The sequence below is a fragment of the Vibrio sp. 1580 genome, from assembly GCF_033340055.1.
The window spans coordinates 32,912-53,889 of sequence record NZ_JAWOVT010000006.1 but is presented as its reverse complement, the minus strand read 5'-3'; the positions used below and the strand labels follow the sequence as shown (position 1 = coordinate 53,889).

Below are 20,978 nucleotides of genomic sequence, written 5' to 3'. Positions count from 1 at the left end.
TGAAGGAGAAGATGATGGAAGCGAGTCGAATCCGTAAAGGCATGGTTGTTGAGTGCCAACAAGGCGTCGGTACGATATTAGTGGTCGACCATGAAGCAGAGACGGTATTGTTGTCCAAACAAGGGACTGAACAGCAGCTCGCCGTTAGCTTTGATGAAATAGAAGATGATCCACAACTGCATGGCGGTAGTGACAGATATTACTAGCGTCTCGGGCGTCGTCATTAGGTATCAAACGTAAAAAAGGAAGAGCATGCTCTTCCTTTTAGCTATAAGCCTTGCGTTATGGGTAGCTATTGATTACTTCGTGCGTTGTACTGCGACATGAGCCAAAGTAACAAGCGCTTGTTTGTATTCAGACTCTGGCAACACTGATAGTTCTGCGATTGCTTTGTCTGCTTCTTCCAGAGCTTTTTGCGTTGTGTACTCCAGAGAGCCTGCTTTTTTCATGACCGCAAGAATTTCTTCTAAGCGATCCATGCCATTCGCTTTCTCAATCGCTTCACGAATCATGATTGCGTTTTCTGGTGTGGTATTACGCATAGCATGGAGTAGAGGTAAAGTTGGCTTGCCTTCAGCCAAGTCATCACCCACATTTTTACCCATGTCTTCGCCATCAGAAGTGTAATCCATGACGTCATCAATGAGCTGAAACGCAGTGCCTAGATACTTACCGTAATTTTGCATTGCGATTTCAACATGCTCAGGAGCATCATTTAAGATTGCACCGATTTGAGTTGCGGATTCAAATAAGCGCGCAGTCTTAGAGTAGATGACTTGCATGTAGCTTTCTTCTGTCGTGTCAGGGTCGTTACAGTTCATCAACTGCTGTACTTCACCTTCGGCGATCACGTTTACGGCATTGCTCATTAGTTTAAGGATCTTCATGGATCCTAGTTCCGTCATCATCTGAAATGAGCGTGTATAGATAAAATCCCCAACTAATACGCTAGCCGCATTGCCAAATGCTGCATTCGCAGTGGCTTTACCACGGCGCATGTCTGATTCATCTACCACGTCATCATGCAGCAAAGTCGCTGTATGGATGAACTCAATAAACGCAGCTGCCATTGTATGACCATTGCCTTGGTAACCAAGTGCACGGGCTGACAGTATCGCTAAAAGCGGTCTTAGACGTTTGCCTCCACCACTCACGATATAAAAACCGAGCTGGTTGATTAAAGAGACATCAGAATTAAGTTGGGCTTGAATTGTTTCATTCACTTTTGCCATGTCATCGGCAGTAAGCGCTTGGATAGTTTTAAAATCCATCGTATATCCGGCTGAAGTTAGACCCTGCAAGGCTTATTCGATTTATATAATTGTCGAATAATACACTAAAAAACGTTGATTAATACATTACTAAAGGGCATGATTGCCGCACTTTTCTTTGGCGATTAGCTTTTCGCCAATTTTTTCAAAATATGGCTTGTCATAGGAGCATCTATTCTGTAGAATCTGCGCCCTATTGATGATTAGTTTAGCGCACACCCTCAAGAAAGGCTGTGCGGAAAAAGCGGAGTAAAATATGTACGCTGTTTTCCAATCTGGTGGTAAACAACACCGTGTAAGCGAAGGTCAAACTCTTCGTTTAGAGAAATTAGACGTTGAAACTGGTGCAACTGTAGAATTTGATAAAGTTCTTCTTGTTGCTAACGGCGAAGACATCAAAGTTGGTGCTCCTCTTGTAGAGGGCGGCAAAATTGTTGCTGAAGTTGTACAACACGGTCGTGGCGATAAAGTTAAAATCGTTAAGTTCCGTCGTCGTAAGCACTCTCGTAAGCAACAGGGTCACCGTCAGTGGTTCACTGAAGTGAAGATCACTGGTATCAACGCTTAATCTATTAGGAGAGTTTAACAATGGCACACAAAAAAGCTGGTGGTTCTACTCGTAACGGCCGCGATTCAGAAAGCAAACGTCTAGGTGTTAAGCGTTTCGGTGGTGAATCTGTACTTGCAGGTAACATCATCGTTCGTCAACGTGGTACTAAGTTCCACGCTGGTAACAACGTAGGTATCGGTAAAGACCACACTCTATTCGCTCTTACTGAAGGTAAAGTGAAGTTCGAAGTGAAAGGTCCTAAGAACCGTAAGTTTGTAAGCATCGAAGCTGAGTAATTAGGTTTTTAACCAAATTACTTAATAGCTTTAAGCTGAATTCAAAAGCCCTGCCGAATCGGCGGGGTTTTTTATTTGTGGCAGTCGACATATCGAAGTTTCTCGCTAAGATCCTAAGCGATTTGAATCTGGGAGCTTAGATCTGTCATCTGCTAAAATTGTCGGATGACATAGTAAGATTTAATCCACGCACGAAGTAGTCGGAGTAAAAGATGAAGTTCGTAGATGAAGCGGTAGTAAAAGTTCAGGCTGGTGATGGCGGTAGTGGCGTTGTCAGTTTCTGGCGTGAAAAATTCATCACTAAAGGTGGCCCTGATGGCGGTGATGGCGGTGACGGTGGTGATGTTTATATCCAAGCCGATGAAAACCTAAATACCCTGATTGATTACCGTTTCCAGCGCTTCTACGAAGCTGAGCGTGGTGAAAACGGTCGCGGTGGTAACTGTACAGGTAAGCGTGGTAAAGACATCGTTCTTCGTGTACCTGTGGGTACGCGCGCTGTGGATATCCACACAAATGAAATCGTGGCGGAAGTTGCTGAACACGGTAAGAAAGTGATGATCGCAAAAGGCGGTTGGCACGGTCTAGGTAACACGCGTTTCAAATCTTCAGTAAACCGCGCGCCTCGTCAGAGAACATTGGGTACAAAAGGTGAAGTACGCGAAATTCGCCTTGAGCTATTGCTTCTTGCTGATGTGGGTATGCTTGGTCTACCTAATGCTGGTAAATCAACCTTTATCCGCGCAGTATCAGCAGCAAAACCGAAAGTCGCTGATTACCCATTCACGACTTTGATCCCAAGCTTGGGTGTCGTAAGTGTCGTACCAGAGAAAAGTTTTGTTGTTGCAGACATCCCTGGTTTGATCGAGGGTGCAGCAGATGGCGCTGGCCTTGGTATTCGATTCTTGAAGCACTTAGAGCGTTGTCGAGTATTGCTGCACATGATCGATATTATGCCAATTGATCAGTCCGATCCGGTGCAAAATGCATTGACGATCATTGATGAACTAGAACAATACAGCGAAAAACTGGCAAGTAAGCCGCGTTGGTTAGTGTTCAACAAAGTTGATCTAATGCCTGAAGAAGAAGCGAATGAGAAGATCCAAGAAATCTTAGACGCACTAGGTTGGGAAGACGAGTACTTTAAGATCTCGGCGATCAATCGTAACGGTACTAAAGAGCTTTGTTACAAACTGGCTGACTTTATGGATAACCTACCTCGCGAAGAGGAAGAAGTGGCTGAAGAAGATAAAGTTAACTTCATGTGGGATGATTACCATAAAGATGCGATGGCGGGTAAAGACGTTATCACTGAAGATGACGACGACGATTGGGATGACTGGGACGATGAAGAAGATGACGGTCACGTTGTCTACGTTCGTGACTAATCAGAACGGTCAAACAATGCCTGTTTGCCTATAATTCATTAAGCCGCAATTATTTATTGCGGCTTTTTTTGTATCTAAATCATATTTAGGTGATGTGATTTACGGCACAATAACTGATACGTCGTGTTTTTTTGAGGGTTAGTTTGGCCCTCGCGCGTATGAATGAGTAACACCCTAAAAGGAATTAGACTTATTTATGACTCTAGAAACCATACCGCCTAGAGAGTTGGCGGTATCTACTCAACGATCGATTTCTCGTCTTGTCGCCCAAGCCGGACAAATGCTACTTGCTCATGGTGCTGAAAGTACTCTTGTGAGCGATATTATGCGTCGTATTGGCCTTGCTTGTGGGGTGAATGAAGTTGCGGTAGCACTATCAGCTAATGCATTGGTTGTGACGACGGTAATGGATGGGCATTGCATCACCACCACCCGAAGCTGCGCTGATCGTGGCATCAATATGCGCGTTATTACGCAAATTCAACGAATCTGTATCATGATGGAACGTGGTTTGCTCGATTCAACCATGGCGCAGAAAAAGCTGAACGCTATCAGTCCAGAGCGTTATAACCGCTGGTTGGTGGTGTTTATGATTGGCTTGTCTTGTGCGGCATTCAGTCATCTAGCTGGTGGTGATTGGGGAGTATTCATTATGACCTTTTTAGCTTCAGCTGGTGGCATGATCGTTCGCCAAGAAATTGGTCATCGTCATTTCAACCCTCTATTGAACTTTGCTGCGACCGCTTTTGTGACCACCTTAATTTCAGCACAGGCGGAAATTTACCAAATCGGTAATCTACCTACCGTAGCAATGGCATCGTCGGTATTGATGCTTGTACCTGGTTTCCCACTCATTAACTCTGTCGCAGATATGTTGAAAGGCCACATTAATATGGGGATTGCTCGATTTGTGATGGCTAGTTTACTAACGTTGGCGACATGTTTGGGGATCGTTGCTGCGATGAGTGTAACTGGAATTTGGGGGTGGGCAATCTAATGAGTTTATTTGATTTGATGTTTGGCCTGTTGAATGACATGTTTTTTGCGGCGATTCCCGCCGTAGGATTTGCATTGGTTTTTAACGTGCCACAAAGAGCTTTAGTGTATTGCGCTGTTGGTGGCGCGATTGGTCATGGTAGCCGCTACTTGATGATGCAGTTTGGCATTCCTATTGAGTGGGCAACCTTTTTTGCTGCGACGTTAGTTGGGATGATCGGTGTGTACTGGTCTCACCGTTTTCTCGCGCATCCAAAAGTGTTTACTGTGGCTGCTTTGATCCCGATGGTGCCGGGTGTGTTTGCGTACAAAGCAATGATCGCTATGGTAGAAATCAATCATGTTGGCTACTCACCCGAGCTTGTCGCAACCTGTATGGAAAACTTTCTTAAGGCCATGTTTATTATTGCAGGTTTAGCTGTTGGTCTTGCGGTTCCAGGGCTGTTATTCTATCGCCGCAGACCAATTGTATAAGGACCTAACATGATCATTAGTATGATTGCCGCTATGGCCGACAATCGCATCATTGGCAAAGACAATCAAATGCCTTGGCATCTTCCCGCCGATTTCGCTTGGTTTAAGCGTTGTACCATGGGAAAACCGGTTGTGATGGGACGCAAAACCTATGAGTCTATTGGTCGCCCTTTACCAGGTCGCTTGAATATTGTTATTAGCCGTGATGAGACACTAAAGATCGAAGGCGTTACTACCGTAACATCGATTGAGCAGGCTCTGGAAGTCGCAGGTGATGTGGAAGAAGTGATGATCATTGGTGGTGGTGCGATTTACACCACTTGTCTGCCTATGGCCAATAAACTGTATGTAACACACATTGAAGCGGCCATTGATGGTGATACTCAGTTCCCAGATTGGGGAGACGAGTTTAAGGAAACTTACTCAGAAATGTATCAAGCCGATGAGAAGAACGCCTACAACATGCGTTTTACGGTGTTAGAAAAGCAATAGTCAGAAAAGTCATCGGATATAACAAAAAAGCACCGCGAATGCGGTGCTTTTGTTTATCTAAAGGGCTCATTATTAATGTAGTGCATCCTGAGTAAAAATTTTCTTATCTTCCCAACGGATCATGGTCAGGCTTCCGCCCCAAACGCAGCCAGTATCTAGCCCGATGACTTCGTTGTTCATATAGCCTTGTAGTGCAGCCCAGTGCCCAAAGAGCACCGCTTTGTTTAAGTGGATACGTTTAGGCACATCAAACCATGGAATAAGTTCGTTACCGGAAACTTGTTGCGGTGGCAATTTACAATCCATATCCAAACGACCATCAGGGAAACAAAAGCGCATCCGCGTAAAAGCATTGATAATATAACGGTATCGCTCCAAACCCTGTAGAGAGTCATCCCAGGAATCAGGTTGATTGCTGTACATGTTTTTTAATAGCCAAGGGAGCTTTTCGCTTTGGATGATGCGCTCAACTTCACGGGCACACTTTCTCGCTGTTTTTAGATTCCACTGCGGTGATATGCCAGCGTGACACATCACGAACTCGTCATGCTCGGCCAATAGAGGTTGCTGAGCTAGCCATGTCAGTAATTCCTCTTTGTCGGGGACCGCGAAAATAGGTGCGGTTCTATCTTTGTCTTTGACCTTTTTTATCCCATGAGCCACAGCGAGAAGATGAAGGTCGTGATTACCAAGCACCACGATTGCGCTTGCGCCAAGTGACTTCACAAAGCGTAACGTTTCTAGTGATTTAGGCCCTCTGGCGACCAAATCACCAGCAAGCCAAAGTTGGTCTTTTTTCGCAGAGAAAGATACTTTTTCTAGTAGTCGCTGCAATTCATCAAAACAGCCTTGGATGTCACCAACAATATAGGTAGCCACTGAATCTCCAATTTACTAATTTAAAACATTTGGAACAGCCAAGCGAAATGGTTCAATTTCGGTGATGAACTCTTGCCCTTTTTCATCCAGCATTTTGTAGTGTCCTTGCATAACGCCGACAGGGGTTTCTAACGCGGTTCCGCTACTGTACGTGTATTCATCATTGCTTGGAATAAAGGGCTGCTGGCCTACCACTCCGTCACCTTCAACCGTCATTTGCTTGCCATTCGAGTCTGTGATTAGCCAGCGGCGGCTCACTAACTGTACGGTTTGCTGGCTAAGGTTTTTGATGGTGATGATATAAGCGAAAACGTAGCGTTGTAGCTCTGGGTTGGACTGTTCTTCGATGTATTTGGTGTGAACTTGAATTTTGATGCAAGGTTGAATGACGTCCATGTGCACTCCTCAGAAACGTAATATCCCAATAATAATAAGCCAAACCTACAAGGGTTTGGCTCATTGTTTGAGTTCTTAGTGCTGCGGGTTATCCGCAAGCCAGTTCGCCATTGCGACGAATTGTTCTAGCGTCAGGTTCTCTGGACGCATGCTTGGATTAACACCTAGCTCTTCTAGTACTTCTGTGCTTAACAACGATTTGTAGCAGTTACGAACGGTTTTACGACGTTGGTTAAAGCCTTCACGACAAACGCGATCGAGCAAACGCAGATCTTTTGCCGGGCATGGCAGCTCTTCGTAAGGCACTAAACGAACAACGGCAGAATCCACTTTCGGTGGTGGAACGAATGCCGTTGGCGGTACTTCCAGTACCGGTACCACTTTACAGTAGTACTGAGCCATTACCGTTAAACGGCCGTAAGCTTTGCTGCCAGGGCCGGCGGCTAAGCGGTTTACCACTTCTTTTTGCAGCATAAAGTGCATGTCTTGAATGTCTTTATGGAATTCAAAAAGGTGGAACATCAATGGTGTAGAGATGTTGTATGGCAAGTTACCAAAAATGCGCAGCTTGTTGTTTGGCTTCACTAGTTGAGTGAAGTCAAAACGCATAGCGTCACCCTCATGGATGGTCAACTTATCTGCCAGTTCAGGGTGAGTACGTAGGCGTTCCGCCAGATCGCGGTCTAATTCGATAACTGTGAACTTATCTACTTCACGACCTACCGGCTCAGTGATTGCACCAAGACCAGGACCGATTTCAACCAGGTTTTGACCTGGTTTTGGGTTAATCGCTGATACGATCCCATCAATAATGTATGGATCGTTCAGGAAGTTTTGACCAAAACGTTTACGCGCTTTGTGTCCTAAATGGACATCATTTCTCATTGTTTCTTCTCTACCAAATCTATCGCATGCGTGAGCGCTGTTCGGAAACTCCCTGTATCCGCTTGACCTGTCCCTGCCAGATCTAATGCAGTACCGTGGTCCACCGATGTTCTAATAAAAGGTAGACCAAGAGTAATGTTTACTGAACGACCAAAGCCTTTGTATTTTAATACTGGCAACACTTGATCATGGTACATGCCTAAAACAGCATCAGCATCATTTAAATATTTTTCATTGAAAATGGTATCAGCCGGCAGAGGGCCGATCAGGTTGATACCTTTTTCTTGTCGAATTTTTTCCAGTGTCGGAGTGATGGTTTCGATCTCTTCACGACCTAAGCAGCCATCTTCGCCAGCATGAGGGTTAAGCCCGCAAACGTAGATGTTTGGTTGTGCGATAGCAAACTTTTCTACAAGGTCTTTATGAAGAATATCGATGATTTTTTCTAATCGCTCTTCGGTGACAGCTTTGGACACATAAGCTAAAGGAATATGTGTTGTAACCAGCGCCACGCGTAGTCCTTCCGTTGCTAGCATCATTACAACTAGCGGCGTTTGTGACTTCTCGGCGAAAAATTCAGTATGACCACTGAATGCAACACCTGCGCGATTAATCACCCCCTTATGAACAGGGCCGGTGACAATAGCATCAAATTCATCATTCATACAGCCTAAAGCCGCTCTTTCTAGCGTTTTTAGTACATAGTGGCCATTCGCTTCATTGAGCTCACCTGCGACCGCAGGTTCCGATATTTGGATATGGTCAACGATAAGCGTGCCCGCTTTTTGTGCTTTAGGTGCTTCTTCTGGATTGTAATCAGACAGTTGGACTTCGATGCCAAGCTGCTTGGCTCGCTCCATCAGCATATTCTTATCGGCACAGACGACAATTTGGTGCGCCCAATCTTCTTTCGATAGGGCAAGCACTAAGTCTGGGCCGATACCCGCAGGTTCCCCTGCGGTTACGACAATTCTACGAATTGTATTAGTTGTCATTGTTGTCATCCACGATTTCAACAAACGCACTTGCGCGTAGCTCTTGCATCCATGCGCCCGCTTCTTCATTAAATTTACGGTTAAATAGAATGCGGTAAGCTTTATTCTTCATCGCTGAGTCAGTACGGTCAACTTGGCGACGATCCAACACTTCAACGATATGCCAGCCGTGAACGGTTTTGAACGGTTCGCTGATTGAGCCAACTGGCAGAGTTTCTACTTGGTGCTTGAATTCTGGCACGTAAAGATCTGGTGTTTGATAACCTAGTTCACCGTCTTGTGCTGCCGAGCCAGGATCTTGACTGTATTGTGTTGCCAATTGAGCGAACGTTGCTTCACCGGCTTTGATGCGGCGTACAAATTCATTCAGTTGCTTCTTCGCCCCTTCGTCGCTCAGAATCACGGTTGGTTTAATCAAAATATGACGCGCATTTACTTCCGTTACCGCAACCGTTTCTAGGCCTTTGACATCCTCTATTTTTAGGATGTGGAAACCAACGCCACTACGGAATGGACCAATAATGCTGCCTTTGTTTTGCATCTTGATCTGATCAGCAAAGATGGTTGGCATCTCTTCTTTACGCATCCAGCCCCAATCACCACCTTGTAAAGCTTTAGGACCTTTAGAGTAGGTGTAGGCCATCTCCGTAAAATCTGCACCTTCGTTTAGCTTTTTCGCGAGCGCTTTAGCTTCTGCTTCTACAGCAGATTTTTCTTTATCGTCAGAGAAGCGCAGTTGAATGTGTCCAATTTTGTATTGAACAGTCGCATTGGTTTCTTGTGATAGTTGCTCAGCAAGGCTATCTACCTCTGCTGGAAGGATATTAATACGGCGACGAACCAGTGCATTGCGGGCTTCTGATGCGGCGATTTCCTTACGAATTTGTTCGCGGAATTCTGGGTAACTTAAACCTTCACTTTCTACAGAAGCGGCGAGTTGTTCTACTGTTTGCTCATTATTACGTGCGATCTCTGCAATCGCTTGGTTTAAACGGTTGTCGTCAATACGCACACCAATACGGTCTGCTTCTTGGCCTTGCAACGTGTCAATAATAAGTTTTTCAACAACTTGTTCTTTTAATACGCTGGTAGAAGGTAAGCTCTTTCCACTTTGACGTGCGTTGGCTTGCAGCGTTTTCATCGCTGTTTCGATGTCGCTTTGTAGAACTACACCGTCGTTCACGATGACCGCAACCTTATCGATCTCTACTGGTGCTGCAACCGCTCCGCAAGAGAGTAGGGTCGTGAATAAGATTGATTTCCAAATTTTCATTTAAAATTCCGTCAGTATTTTTGAATAGGCGTCTTATTCATTTAAGACGCCTATTTTGATTAATTGTTCAGATAGAATGGGCGGCCGTACTTAATCGCGTTGTCAGAACCATCCAGTTCTTTGACAGCAGTGTCTTCACGCTGGTTGGTCGCAAAGCCTTGAATACCGAAGTTAACGCTGAAGTTATTTTCGTATTCAGGTGATGCCCCGGTGCTGCCGATAGCTTGGTCTTCCCAACCAAGCAATTGGTTTGAGTAAGTGACGCCAATGTACCAACAGTCAGATTGGTAACGTAGGCTCGCTAACCATTCTAGGTCCGCATTTTCATTGAGGTCGTAGTAGTATTGACCACTCGCAGACCAGTTCGGGTTGAACTCGTAGGCCGCTACAATACCTGCTTGAGAAATACCTTTACGAGTAATTGTGTCTAGGTTTTCGAGAATGATCGTATCTTCGATGTATTCACGCGTAACGTAGCGATAGTTACCCTGAATAAAGCCGCCGTTGAATTGGTATTCCAAGGTACTGTTTGCCAACTGCATGGAGCTCAAATCAATATCGTATTGAATTCCACCGTGATAGAACAAGTAATCGTTGTAGTTGAAATCAGTTTCAATTGCCCATGATGAGTAATTGGTTGTCTCATCCGGAAGATTTGGGCTGTTGCTCAGTTTGGTCTTTTTATCGAAGTAGTAAATCTGACCAAATGAAACGTTAAGACGCTCTTTATAGTCATCATCAAAGAAGCGAGTACTCGCACCGTAGCTTAACTGGTTCGCCGAGGCGATTTTATCAATGCCACTGTACTTACGACTGCGGAATAGCCCGTAGTAGTCGGTTTGTAGCAAGGTGGTATCGTAGTTGTAGATGTTGGTTTGATCTTCTTCAGGTACGTACAAGTACTGCAGCTGAGGCTCCAGTGTTTGTGTGTAGCCCTTGATCCAGCTTGTATCTCGCTCTAAGTAAAGTTGCGCATGCGTACGGAACTCAGGAATAACACGAGAAACTTCATCATCCAACTGGTTTTGCAAGTTTACATCTGTCAAACCCGTTAAGTCTTGAGAGTAATACGTAGAGAGCACACGCGCTTCTGTTGTCCACGTTGCCCATGAGTTTGAGAGTGGTAATGTAAGCCCTGGTTCAATGTGAACACGGGTCGCATTTGGTCGCGCAGCATCGCTGGTATCGAAGCGGCTGACTTGGCTCTTCACGTCAAAGTTAAGGTAATCTCCCCACAACGGCGTGTAGTAGTTCAAGTCTAACTGAGGAAGCAGGCGATAAGGGCGGTTCTCTTCTTTCAATAAGATTTGGAAGTCACGAACGGTTAACGAGGCATCCCAGAAGTCAGAACGATATTGTACTTGTCCTTCTTGAACCAGTTGACCATCTTCACGGTTACCAATGTCGGAGTCGAGATCGAGGAAGTAATCAATATCACTCACTTTTGAGTAATCGACTTTGACTATCCACTGTTTATTGATGATACCGTCGTGTTTAACTTGGTAGCCCCAACGAGACTCGTCCTGATATTTGCGATCACTATTGAGGTATTCGCCTTTGATTTCCCCATTTCCCCAACCATCTGTTAGATAGCGGAAATCAGTATCGAGTTTTGTACCACGTTGCTGCATATAGAGCGTGGTGAGTGTCATGTCATATTGAGGCGCGATGTTCCAATAGAATGGCACCTCGACTTCCATACCATCACTAGAACCGTACGATAAAGAAGGGAAGAGGAAACCCGTTTTGCGCGTATCTCCAATTGGCATGGTTAGATACGGCACATAGAAAACAGGCACATCTAACACTTCAAATCGAGGATGATGCAGCGTCGCTGTCTCTTCATCTTGGTCAACATCGATGCCTGACGCAACCAATCGCCATGAATTATCGCCTTGAGGGCACGATGTGATAGAGCCGTCTTCGAGTTCATAAACCGACTGACCTGTGCGAGCGATATAGGCTGCAGTGCCTCGGCCTTGTTGGCAAAGGAACTGATAATCGGTGTTCTCAAGCGAAAACGTATCTTGATTAATGTCGTTAGTAACACGATCAGATCGAGCTTTGACTTGGCCGTCATTGAAAGTCACGTTGCCTTCGGCAACCACGACGTTGTCTTGTTGGTGCAGCGTTACGCTATCTGCGGTAATTTTCTTCTGGCCTTGGGTGACTTGTACATTACCTGAGTACTGAGCTTTGTCACCATTGATGGCTTGCAGGGTGTCAGCTTCTACCACTACTGGGGTATTAAGAGCGTCCTCCTCGCCACTTGTATCGACCAAACATTGATCTGTGGCGGGCATTTCCTGCACACTATCATGGATATTCGCTTCAGCTTGAGTGGTGGGTACAAACAAGGCGGTGCTGATAGAGGCCGCTAAAAATGTGCGGGAGAAATGTTGCATTGAATTGAACTTTCCTGTGTCACTACTACTCGATGGCTATAGGGCTTGTTGTACCCTAGCGTAATAGCCAAATGAATCAACTATAGTCGCATTTATCCCAGCGTATTGATTCACTGTGGCATAATGACGACAAAATAGCTGCAAAGATAAGCAGGCGAAATGGCCTAGCCGAAATAAAACTAATTCCATTATCATAAAGGAAATCGTTGCATCCGGCACTATAAGACCGCCGTCGTCGATAAAAATTCATTGATAGAGAACACATAATGCATATTTTTGGCAAAATTCTGGGTGCCTTTTTTGGCTTGTTACTTGGCGGGCCGCTAGGTTTACTCTTTGGCTTATTTATTGGCCATCAATTCGATAAAGCACGTCGCTTGAGTCAAGCCGGGTTCTCTACTGGCGGCTTTGGAAAAGGGCCAAGTCAAGCTCAGCGCCAAGAAGAGTTTTTTAAAGCGGCGTTTGCGGTAATGGGACATGTGGCAAAAGCGAAAGGCCAAGTCACCAAAGAGGAAATCCAACTGGCTTCAGCCATGATGGACCGCATGAATTTGCATGGCGAACAGCGTCGCGCAGCGCAAGACGCGTTTCGTGAAGGTAAAGACAGCGACTTTCCGTTAGAAGATGTTCTTGTTCGTGTGAAAATTTCGACAGCTGGTCGCTTTGACTTGTTGCAATTTTTCTTAGAGCTGCAAATCTCGGCGGCCTTTGCAGATGGCTCGATCCACCCGAGTGAACGAAATGTACTACACAAGATTGCACGTGGTTTGGGTTTCTCTTCTGAGCAATTAGAGCGTCGTTTGCAAATGCAAGAAGCCGCATTTCGTTTCCAAAGCCAGGGCGGTTTTCATGGTCAGCATCAAGGCCAATCTTCAGGTGGTAGCTGGCAACAAGCTTCACAAGCGGATCAGTTGGCCGACGCGTACAAAATTCTGGATGTGTCTTCAGATGCAGACAGTAAAACCGTTAAGCGTACTTATCGTAAACTGATGAACGAGCATCACCCGGACAAATTGATGGCTAAAGGTTTACCACCAGAGATGATGAACGTCGCGAAAGAGAAATCTCAAGAGATTCAAAACGCTTACGATCTTATTAAGAAGGTTAAAGGCTTTAAGTAGTCGGACGTTTTCTATCAAACATTTGGATGTAAAAAAGGGCACTCAGTGCCCTTTTTTTTCATGTCTTAGTCTTTGAGTTGCCGGTGTCTTTAGCTTTTGGCCTATTATGTCCCTAATGCTAATTGACCTCACATCCCCCAGTTTAGTTGGCTTGATTCAAGTCCCAATCGTATTCGTATTTCACTTTGCCAGAGAAGTTTTTGTATTGCGGTGCGTACTTTGCGATGTGTTTGAAGATTTGTTTTTCTCCACCAAAGTCCGTTGCAAACCAATCATAAATAGAAGACAGCTGTGCCGTGTTACCTTGGATAGATACGCCTTTGCTGCTGTTGATAAATGTTTTGGCGGCACTATCCAGTAGAGCTTGCGTGTTGCCAGCAGTGAATGCTTGAGATTGCAGATTAGGGCATCCTAGGCTGGCACAGTTAACCGCGTAATGCGTTCTTGGGTCATTCCAAATTGGACGCAAAATTCGATGTTCAATATCGTTTAAAGTTAGATCCTTCCCATTGACCACGACCACATCGTCTCCCCAAGGACCAAAGCTAAATAAACCACCTAGCTTGGTGATTGATTCGACTGGATAGTTATCCAAAATAAGATCTACCGTGATGGCGTTGTAAAGGTTTACCCAATAGGCATATTGCTCTGCTTGGTTGTATTGTAGAGGGTCTAGTTTTGCCAAACGCTGGATGTATTGTTTCAGCTTAGTTTTATCGACAGAGGAGACTTGGCTATAACGAAACAAGGTATTCTCGCCTTGTTCAACTAAATAAGTATCGAGCAGTTGTTGCCATTCTTGATGAGAAATTTGGGTTTGGTTGGCTTGATTCGATTGTTTCCAATATGGCCATAAGTCGGATTTAGGCGCGGACAATGTCGAGAAAGAAACCAGAGCACACAACAGCAATAACAGACGCTTCATAGAGATACCTTTGAATGAGATATTGTTGATAGTGTAGACCAGTTTAGTGCTTGTTTTCTTTCAGTAATCAGTGGCCTTTATTAGCTGTCATTCCGAGGAGCATAAGCGATATCAGGAGTCTAATATCCACAAACTCTTGAGTAAAGACAGTATGAATCTGTACAGTGCGCTCTGGTAGTCGATCCTGAATCACGCTCCTTCGTCGCTGTTCAGGATGACGAATTTCAACAGAGGCGTTCGGCATTCCGTAAGCAAAGCGATATGAGATCAGTCACCCAAAACAAATCAAGGGCCGACAATTGCCAGCCCTTGATTTGTGTATTTACTAACGCGTCTTAACGCAAGAAGCTTGGAATATTCGCTTCGTACTCAGCAATCTTATCTTCGTGTTGAAGGGTTAGGCCAATGTTGTCCAAACCGTTTAGCAAGCAATGACGACGGAACGAATCGATTTCAAAACCATATTCTTTGCCGTTGGCACGAACGACATTCGCTTCTAGGTCGACCTCGACTTCTGCACCTTCATTTGCCTCAACAAACTGGAAGATTTCATCCACTTCTTGTTCAGTCAAACGAACTGGCACCATTTGGTTGTTGATCGAGTTGCCGTAAAAAATATCGGCAAAGCTTGGTGCGATCATCGCTTTGATGCCGTAATCCGCTAGTGCCCACGGTGCGTGCTCACGAGATGAGCCACAGCCGAAGTTTTCACGAGCCAGCAAGATAGACGCGCCTTGGTAGCGAGGTGCGTTCATCACGAACTCTGGATTTGGCTGTTCGCCAGCATCGTCTAGGAAGCGCCAGTCATGGAATAGGTGCTTACCAAACCCTAGGCGGGAGACCTTTTGTAGGAACTGCTTTGGAATGATGGCATCAGTATCAACGTTCGCTGCATCTAGAGGAACAACTAAGCCTGTGTGTTGTTTAAAGCCTGACATTGGTTTGCTCCTTAGTCTAGTTCACGAATATCTACAAAGTGACCAGCAATTGCTGCTGCCGCTGCCATCGCAGGGCTCACTAGGTGGGTACGGCCATCACGACCTTGGCGGCCTTCAAAGTTACGGTTTGAAGTAGACGCACAACGTTCATGTGGGCCCAAACGGTCATTGTTCATTGCTAGACACATCGAGCAACCTGGTAGGCGCCACTCAAAGCCCGCTTCTTTAAAGATAACGTCCAAGCCTTCCGCTTCTGCTTGCGCTTTTACTTGCTCAGAGCCAGGAACGATCAGCGCTTGAACGTGAGGCGCGACTTTGCGACCTTTCGCTACTTCAGCGGCTGCGCGCATGTCTTCGATACGTGAGTTAGTACAAGAACCAACGAAGACTTTATCGACGTTGTAATCAGACAATGACTTGCCTGCCTCTAGGCCCATGTAAGCCAATGCTTTTTCTGCCGATGCCTTTTCTACTGGGTCGGCAAAGCTTTCTGGTGCTGGGATAGGTTGATCTACCGCGATCACTTGGCCTGGGTTAGTACCCCAAGTGACTTGTGGTTTAATGTCTGCTGCGTTTAGCGTCACGACTGCATCAAACTGAGCATCATCGTCAGTTTTTAATGTCTTCCAGTATTCTACTGCTGCATCAAAGTCGGCACCTTGAGGTGAGAATTTACGGCCTTTGATGTATTCGAACGTGGTTTCATCTGGCGCAATCAAACCGGCTTTCGCACCTAGCTCTATCGCCATGTTACATACGGTCATGCGGCCTTCCATTGAAAGGTCAGTGATCGCTTCACCACAGAATTCAACCACGTAGCCTGTACCGCCAGCTGCTGTAGTTTCACCGATGATTGCTAGCACGATATCTTTCGCCGTGATACCCGGAGCCACTTTGCCTTTTACTTCGATCTTCATCGTTTTGGCGCGCGCTTGTTTTAGCGTTTGAGTTGCTAATACGTGCTCAACTTCTGATGTACCAATACCAAAAGCGAGAGAGCCGAATGCACCGTGTGTAGCCGTGTGCGAGTCACCACAAACAATGGTCATGCCCGGTAGGGTAATACCAAGCTCTGGGCCCATAACATGCACAATACCTTGGTATTTATGGTTGATGTCGTAAAGCGTAACGCCAAACTCTTCACAGTTTTTCGATAGCGTTTCCATCTGGATACGAGCCATCTCACCCGATGCGTTGATGTCTTTGGTGGTTGTCGAAACGTTGTGGTCCATGGTGGCAAAAGTTTTGCTGACCTGACGCACTTTACGACCTTTTTCACGCAAGCCGTCAAATGCTTGCGGAGACGTCACTTCGTGTACCAAGTGACGGTCGATGTACAAGATTGGGTTTTCCCCTTCTGCTGCGACGGCAACGTGTGCGTCGTAGACTTTTTCGTATAATGTTTTGCCCATTGTTTGCTTCCTTTCCTCATCGCCGTTGCCGCAATAACTGCGTTAGCGACACCCGTTTATCCAGTTATTTAGCTTATTTAGCGAACTAAACGCCTTAATATAAATGGGCTTGCTGCCTTGCTATTGCACCAATGACTTAGAGGAAAGCCATTGGTTGACCGAGGATTTAGTATTTATTATGAATCTGTTTTGTATTAAGAGTTTAAGACGTACTCAGCGATCTTATCGCCCATCTCAGACGTCGAAAGTGCTGGGTTGTCACCAGCAAGGTCACCCGTTAGTTCCCCCGCTGATAGCGCTTTTGAAACTGCCGTTTCGATGTCTTGTGCCGCCGTTTCCTCACCTAGGCTATAACGTAGCATCAGTGCCGCAGACAGGATTTGTGCCACAGGGTTAGCGATGTTCTTACCTGCGATATCTGGTGCACTGCCACCTGCTGGCTCGTACAGACCGAATTTGCTTTCGTTTAGACTTGCTGATGGCAACATACCCATAGAGCCTGTGATCATCGCACATTCATCAGAAATGATGTCGCCGAAGATGTTTGAACACAGCATTACGTCGAACTGAGCAGGGTCTTTGATAAGCTGCATAGTCGCGTTATCAATGTACATGTGTGACAACTCGACATCTGGGTAGTCTTTTGCGATTTCTTCGACTACTTCACGCCATAAGATAGAGCTTTGTAGAACGTTCGCTTTGTCGATAGAGCACACTTTCTTGCGACGTAGACGAGCAGAGTCAAAAGCGATTTTTGCAATACGTTCGATCTCAAAGCGGTGGTACACCTCAGTATCAAATGCTTTTTCTGTTGCGCCTTCACCTTCACGACCTTTCGGTTGGCCGAAGTAGATACCACCCGTCAGTTCACGGACTACCACGATGTCAAAGCCGCGACCCGAGATGTCTGCACGTAGCGGTGAGAAAGCTTCAAGACCTGAGTGAATTTGCGCTGGACGTAAGTTACAGAACAGTTGGAAGTGTTTGCGTAGTGGAAGTAGGGCACCACGTTCAGGTTGGTCGTTTGGTGGTAAGTGCTCCCACTTAGGGCCGCCAACCGAGCCGAATAGGACTGCATCAGACTCTTCACATGCTTTTATTGTGCTCTCTGGAAGTGGGCAACCGTGGTTGTCGATCGCGATACCACCGACATCATGCTCGTCACGCTCAAACGCAATACCATGTTTCTTTTCGATTGCATCCAATACTTTATGTGCCTGCGCCATTACTTCCGGGCCAATGCCGTCACCGGGTAGGACGGCAATTTTGTACGATTTGTCTGTCATGTTAATCCTTTAAGTTTTCTAATTTTGAGCTTAATTAATTCAACGAGCGTGTTCTTTCCTGAGCCGTGTAGCCCGGTTGTTATTACACAGTCGCAATCTTTTTCTGCTTCATTTCTTCGATTTTATCTGCACGATGAATGCTGTTAATAACGTGCAATAATGCTTGGCCGGAAGCCTCAACGATGTCGGTGGAAACACCCGTACCGTGGTATTTGCGACCTTTGTAGTTGGCAATGATGTCTGCTTGACCCAAACCATCTTCACCTTCACCTTTCGCGGTTAGGTCGAATTTATCCAGAACGATGTCGTAGCCTGTCACGCGGTAGATACATTGGTATAGCGCATCAACTGGGCCATTACCGACCGCTGCTTCACACATTTCTTCATCACCGCATTGCATTTTGATGCTGGTGGTAGCCATTACGCTGCCAGACTGCACGCTTAGGTAGCTCAATTTGTAGAAGTCATCTTCTTCACGCAAGTTCGAGAAGTGCATTAGGGCTTCTAGGTCGTAATCGAACACTTGGCCTTTGCGATCAGCAAGTTTCAAGAAATCCGCATACAGCGCGTCTAGGTTGTACTCGTCTTCGTTGTAACCCATGGTATCCATATGGCTCTTCACGGCAGCGCGACCGCTGCGGCTGGTTAGGTTCAGAGCTTGGTTTTTTAGGCCAATAGACTCAGGGGTCATGATTTCGTAGGTATTCTTATTCTTCAACATGCCATCTTGGTGGATGCCTGAAGAGTGGCTAAACGCATTTGCACCCACAATTGCTTTGTTGCTTTGAATAGGCATATTGCATAGCTGGCTAACCAACTTACTGGTGCGGTGAATTTCATCATGCTTAATGCCAGTGTGAACGCCCAAAAACTCTTGACGAGTCTTGATGATCATTGCGATCTCTTCAAGTGAACAGTTACCCGCTCGCTCTCCAATGCCATTGATCGTGCCTTCTATCTGACGTGCGCCAGCTTGAACGGCGGCAATAGAGTTGGCAACTGACATCCCCAAATCGTCGTGACAGTGAACGGAGATGATCGCTTTATCAATGTTCGGAACGCGGTTAAATAGGGTTTCAATAATCCCACCAAACTCACTTGGTACGGTGTAGCCAACGGTATCTGGAATGTTGATTGTACTCGCACCTGCATTGATGGCGGCTTCTACCATGCGACATAGGTTGTCGATTGGAGTACGACCAGCATCTTCACAAGAAAACTCGACATCATCAGTGTAGTTACGTGCATGTTTAACGGCGTTGACTGCCATTTCTAGTACATCGTCGTAGCTGCGGCGTAGTTTGTCTTCTACGTGAATGGTGGAAGTGGCTAAAAACGTGTGGATACGGAATTGGTCAGCCACTTTTAAGGCTTCAGCGGCAGCATCAATGTCTTTCGCAACGGCACGCGAAAGGGCACAAACTCGACTGTTTTTTATGTTTTTTGCGATGGTTTGTACAGACTCGAAATCACCTGGTGAAGAGATTGGGAAGCCAGCTTCGATAACATCAACGCCGAGTCTTTCCAGCGCATAGGCAATCTGCAGTTTTTCTTTAACCGTCAAGCTTGCTGACAACGCTTGCTCGCCATCACGCAATGTGGTGTCGAATATAATGACCTGATCGTTCATGTTTGCTTCCTTCCTGATTTCTGCACTTTCGCGCAAGTGAATCGTTTACTTCCAGTATTTAGATATAAAAAAACCCGCATTCTCATGCGGGTTCTTAGAAATTGGTGTGGTTATTTTTCTTCCACAGCCTACCCGCGCGAACTGGTCACGATCAGGAGGAGGCTAAGCAGGATAGAAAAATGAGCTGACATAGTTGTTAAGCTTTCCACATAATTAAGTTAACAAATTAGTACCGCACTCCATGAAGCGCGTCAACCCTAAAGTCGATTTTTTATTCATATCGGATGAGTCTTTTCGTTTGCTTGAGAAAAATGATGCACTAAGTGAAACGGCATGATGCGATAGAAACGTGCTAGAAGAAGTAAGTTCTCATCAAGTTTGCGACGTTTCATTACCAAAACAAGCATCGGGATTGCGACTTGTCACACAAAGGTCCGAATTGTTTGGCAAAAGTTTTGAATGACCATTTATAGTAGTGCAGTTGCACTAGGTAAAAGAAATAAGGGTTAGGGAAAGAATGAGGTTAACAAAACAATTTGGACGTTCAGCCATAGTATTTACTCTGGTCAGCTTGTCGGGTTGTCAGCTGTTTCAATCGCAGACCTATGTGGAAGTGGCTTCCCCCGTTGTTATGAATGATCACTCGCAGAGCGTCATGGTTATCAATGATCAAATGGATCGATTTTTGAGTTATGAGGGACGCGAATCGTTCTTGAATCAGATGCTTGTTGCCCTTGAGTCTGACAGCCGAAATAAGTTTAAAGGTAAAGATCCGGAAACGTATTCTTGGTGGAAGATCCGCGTTCAACCTAGTGAGAAACAGCAAGCGGAAGTTTTCCGACCAACCACTGAAGGTGTCGATACCTCAAACCCAGTAGAGTTTATGGATGTTTCTTACCGCTCTAAGACCACATTAAACCTACGCTCTAAACCGAGTCTTGAAGGGGCAAAGCTTGGCGTATTATCGAAAGGGGAAGTCTTTAATGTGCTAGCAAAAGTGGTTGATCAACCTTGGTTTCTCGTTGAACAGAAAGGAGTGATAAAAGGTTATGTCCATAAGGATTATGCGCGCAGCAATGTGATAAATCGTGACATTTTATCTACTCAGCCTAACCCTCTACTAGAGCCTAAATCGAGTAAAACGGAGCAAACGAGTATAGAGCATGAACTGTCGGGAAACTATACTTGCCGCTCACTGAGCTATGAGCTTACAAAAGATGGCGACATGACGACAGGCTCTTTGCGCGCCTGCCGCAAGAAGAGAAAAGTCTGGTATATAGATACCCCTCAACCGCAACCAGCAAACCCTTCTTAGTGTTCTATTTTATGGTTATGCCCAATAGATAAATTGTTGGGCACACTTTAA

21 protein-coding genes are annotated in these 20,978 nt (G+C 45.6%); 9 read left to right on the top strand and 12 right to left on the bottom strand.

Annotation, left to right across the window (positions count from 1 at the left end):
• Positions 1–14 precede the first annotated feature (14 nt).
• Positions 15–206, top strand: coding sequence for a hypothetical protein (locus tag R7093_RS11170; protein WP_005379661.1), 192 nt, complete (start codon positions 15–17; stop codon positions 204–206).
• A gap of 93 nt (positions 207–299) precedes the next feature.
• Here the strand turns inward: R7093_RS11170 and ispB are convergent, their stop codons facing one another.
• The gene (gene ispB, locus R7093_RS11165; RefSeq protein ID WP_047101929.1) at positions 300–1,271 is read right to left on the bottom strand and encodes an octaprenyl diphosphate synthase; all 972 of its coding nucleotides are present in this window, start codon (positions 1,269–1,271) and stop codon (positions 300–302) included.
• 256 nt (positions 1,272–1,527) lie between these two features.
• On the opposite strand from ispB, the gene rplU reads away from it, so the two are divergent.
• The 6 genes from rplU (at position 1,528) to folA (ending at position 5,467) form a co-directional block, all read left to right on the top strand.
• Positions 1,528–1,839, top strand: coding sequence for a 50S ribosomal protein L21 (gene rplU / locus R7093_RS11160; protein WP_005383096.1), 312 nt, complete (start codon positions 1,528–1,530; stop codon positions 1,837–1,839).
• A gap of 20 nt (positions 1,840–1,859) precedes the next feature.
• Positions 1,860–2,117 carry a 50S ribosomal protein L27 gene (gene rpmA / locus R7093_RS11155; RefSeq protein ID WP_005383095.1) on the top strand — a complete coding sequence of 86 codons (258 nt, stop codon included), beginning with the start codon at positions 1,860–1,862 and terminating at the stop codon, positions 2,115–2,117.
• Positions 2,118–2,329: 212 nt separating this feature from the next.
• Positions 2,330–3,505, top strand: coding sequence for an Obg family GTPase CgtA (gene cgtA / locus R7093_RS11150; RefSeq protein WP_005383091.1), 1,176 nt, complete (start codon positions 2,330–2,332; stop codon positions 3,503–3,505).
• 196 nt (positions 3,506–3,701) lie between these two features.
• Positions 3,702–4,502: a threonine/serine exporter family protein gene (locus tag R7093_RS11145; protein WP_005379664.1), complete on the top strand. Its 801-nt coding sequence runs from the start codon at positions 3,702–3,704 to the stop codon at positions 4,500–4,502.
• A complete protein-coding gene (locus tag R7093_RS11140) occupies positions 4,502–4,975 on the top strand; it encodes a threonine/serine exporter family protein (RefSeq protein ID WP_005379665.1) in 474 nt (157 codons plus the stop codon). The genes R7093_RS11145 and R7093_RS11140 overlap by 1 nt, the downstream gene beginning before the upstream one ends.
• A 9-nt stretch (positions 4,976–4,984) precedes the next feature.
• A complete protein-coding gene (folA, locus tag R7093_RS11135) occupies positions 4,985–5,467 on the top strand; it encodes a type 3 dihydrofolate reductase (protein ID WP_085569676.1) in 483 nt (160 codons plus the stop codon).
• A gap of 72 nt (positions 5,468–5,539) precedes the next feature.
• Here folA and apaH read toward each other — a convergent pair whose 3' ends face one another.
• The 6 genes from apaH to lptD form a co-directional block, all read right to left on the bottom strand.
• A complete protein-coding gene (apaH, locus tag R7093_RS11130; RefSeq protein WP_213907301.1) occupies positions 5,540–6,346 on the bottom strand; it encodes a bis(5'-nucleosyl)-tetraphosphatase (symmetrical) ApaH in 807 nt (268 codons plus the stop codon).
• A 15-nt stretch (positions 6,347–6,361) separates the two neighbouring features.
• The gene (apaG, locus tag R7093_RS11125; RefSeq protein ID WP_005379668.1) at positions 6,362–6,742 is read right to left on the bottom strand and encodes a Co2+/Mg2+ efflux protein ApaG; all 381 of its coding nucleotides are present in this window, start codon (positions 6,740–6,742) and stop codon (positions 6,362–6,364) included.
• Positions 6,743–6,817: 75 nt separating this feature from the next.
• Positions 6,818–7,627 carry a 16S rRNA (adenine(1518)-N(6)/adenine(1519)-N(6))-dimethyltransferase RsmA gene (rsmA, locus tag R7093_RS11120; protein ID WP_005379669.1) on the bottom strand — a complete coding sequence of 270 codons (810 nt, stop codon included), beginning with the start codon at positions 7,625–7,627 and terminating at the stop codon, positions 6,818–6,820.
• Positions 7,624–8,622, bottom strand: a complete 999-nt coding sequence (gene pdxA / locus R7093_RS11115; RefSeq protein WP_005379670.1) for a 4-hydroxythreonine-4-phosphate dehydrogenase PdxA — start codon at positions 8,620–8,622, stop codon at positions 7,624–7,626. The genes rsmA and pdxA overlap by 4 nt, the downstream gene beginning before the upstream one ends.
• Positions 8,612–9,895, bottom strand: a complete 1,284-nt coding sequence (gene surA, locus R7093_RS11110) for a peptidylprolyl isomerase SurA (protein ID WP_053306855.1) — start codon at positions 9,893–9,895, stop codon at positions 8,612–8,614. Before surA ends, pdxA begins: the two co-directional genes overlap by 11 nt.
• A 59-nt stretch (positions 9,896–9,954) precedes the next feature.
• Complete coding sequence (gene lptD, locus R7093_RS11105; RefSeq protein ID WP_318146653.1) at positions 9,955–12,300, bottom strand: LPS assembly protein LptD; 2,346 nt, start codon at positions 12,298–12,300, stop codon at positions 9,955–9,957.
• Positions 12,301–12,566: 266 nt separating this feature from the next.
• Here lptD and djlA point away from each other — a divergent pair, with 266 nt between their 5' ends.
• Positions 12,567–13,421 carry a co-chaperone DjlA gene (gene djlA, locus R7093_RS11100; RefSeq protein WP_017820270.1) on the top strand — a complete coding sequence of 285 codons (855 nt, stop codon included), beginning with the start codon at positions 12,567–12,569 and terminating at the stop codon, positions 13,419–13,421.
• Between the two features lie 142 nt (positions 13,422–13,563).
• Here djlA and R7093_RS11095 read toward each other — a convergent pair whose 3' ends face one another.
• From R7093_RS11095 to leuA, 5 genes are all read right to left on the bottom strand, one after another.
• The gene (locus R7093_RS11095) at positions 13,564–14,346 is read right to left on the bottom strand and encodes a DUF547 domain-containing protein (RefSeq protein WP_017820269.1); all 783 of its coding nucleotides are present in this window, start codon (positions 14,344–14,346) and stop codon (positions 13,564–13,566) included.
• 335 nt (positions 14,347–14,681) lie between these two features.
• Positions 14,682–15,284, bottom strand: a complete 603-nt coding sequence (gene leuD / locus R7093_RS11090) for a 3-isopropylmalate dehydratase small subunit (RefSeq protein WP_005383071.1) — start codon at positions 15,282–15,284, stop codon at positions 14,682–14,684.
• Between the two features lie 11 nt (positions 15,285–15,295).
• Positions 15,296–16,696, bottom strand: a complete 1,401-nt coding sequence (gene leuC / locus R7093_RS11085; protein WP_005379681.1) for a 3-isopropylmalate dehydratase large subunit — start codon at positions 16,694–16,696, stop codon at positions 15,296–15,298.
• 194 nt (positions 16,697–16,890) lie between these two features.
• On the bottom strand, positions 16,891–17,982 hold the full coding sequence (gene leuB, locus R7093_RS11080) for a 3-isopropylmalate dehydrogenase (RefSeq protein WP_017820268.1): 1,092 nt from the start codon (positions 17,980–17,982) through the stop codon (positions 16,891–16,893).
• Positions 17,983–18,064: 82 nt separating this feature from the next.
• Positions 18,065–19,612, bottom strand: a complete 1,548-nt coding sequence (leuA, locus tag R7093_RS11075; RefSeq protein ID WP_005379685.1) for a 2-isopropylmalate synthase — start codon at positions 19,610–19,612, stop codon at positions 18,065–18,067.
• 517 nt (positions 19,613–20,129) lie between these two features.
• On the opposite strand from leuA, the gene R7093_RS11070 reads away from it, so the two are divergent.
• A complete protein-coding gene (locus R7093_RS11070) occupies positions 20,130–20,927 on the top strand; it encodes an SH3 domain-containing protein (RefSeq protein ID WP_047101941.1) in 798 nt (265 codons plus the stop codon).
• Positions 20,928–20,978 lie beyond the last annotated feature (51 nt).